The sequence below is a fragment of the Variovorax sp. 20P10.2.4 genome (assembly GCF_058244205.1).
The window spans coordinates 1-1,037 of record NZ_JBZAYE010001195.1 but is presented as its reverse complement, the minus strand read 5'-3'; the positions used below and the strand labels follow the sequence as shown (position 1 = coordinate 1,037).

The following is a 1,037-nucleotide window of genomic DNA, read 5'->3' as shown; positions in this document are numbered from 1 at the left end:
GGGGCCCCTCGATAATCCCGGGGATGCCCGCCGCGCCCCCGATGTCTCCCCCTGCCCGTCTCTCCCCCCGCACCGTCGGCATCGGCGCGGCCGTGATCACCGTGCTGGTGTGGACCGCCTTCATCGTCATCGCGCGCGCCTCGGCCGGCCGCTCGCTGTCCCCGTTCGACATCGCCTTCGCGCGTATCTGCGGCGCCAGCCTGGTGCTGGTGCCCTGGGGTGCGTGGCTGGTGCTGCGCGCCCGCGCGGGCGGCGCGCAGACGGCCGCCTCCTTCTTCGGCCTGTCGCCGCTGTCGCTGCGCGTCACGGCCATGGCCGGCGTGTTCGGCGGCGTCGCCTATGCCGTGTGCGCCTACTGCGGCTTCTTCTTCGCGCCGGCCAGCCATGCCTCGGTGCTGCTGCCCGGCAGCCTGCCGCTGTGGACCACGCTGCTGGCCGCGCTGGTGCTGCGCGACCGCATCACGCCGGCGCGCGCGCTCGGGCTGGCCCTGATCGTCGCGGGCGACCTGCTGGTGGGCGGGCGCAGCCTGCTGCATGCCTTCGAGGGCGGCGAGGTCTGGAAGGGCGACCTGCTGTTCATGGCCGCGGCCTTCTGCTGGGCCTGCTACAGCATCGTGGTGCGCCGCCACGGCCTCGATGCCGTGCGCGCCACCATCGCCATCACCGTGTTCGCGCTGCTGAGCTACGTGCCGGTCTACAGCCTGCTGGTGGCCGGCGGCTGGGTCGCGAGCCGCATCGGCAGCGCGCCCTGGGGCGAGCTGGCGTTCCAGATGCTGTTCCAGGGCATCGGCTCGGTCGTGGTGTCGGGCATCACCTTCACGAAGATGGTCCAGCACTTCGGCCCGGTGCGCACCACCATGATCACGGCGCTGGTGCCCGGCCTGTCGGCGCTGGGCGCGGTGCTGTGGCTCGACGAGCCGCTTTACTGGAACCTGATCGCCGGCCTGCTGCTGGTGACCGCCGGCATCCTGTTCGGCGTGCAGAAGCCGGCGCCCGCGCGCGCCGCCGGCCTGGTGCCGGCCGTGGCCGCGGTGGCG

The 1,037-nt window shown here is 73.6% G+C and carries 1 protein-coding gene; it reads left to right on the top strand.

The features are described from left to right. Window positions 1–23 precede the first annotated feature (23 nt). On the top strand, window positions 24–1,037 hold a 1,014-nt coding region (locus AC27VN_RS42245; RefSeq protein WP_490880633.1), incomplete at its 3' end, for a DMT family transporter.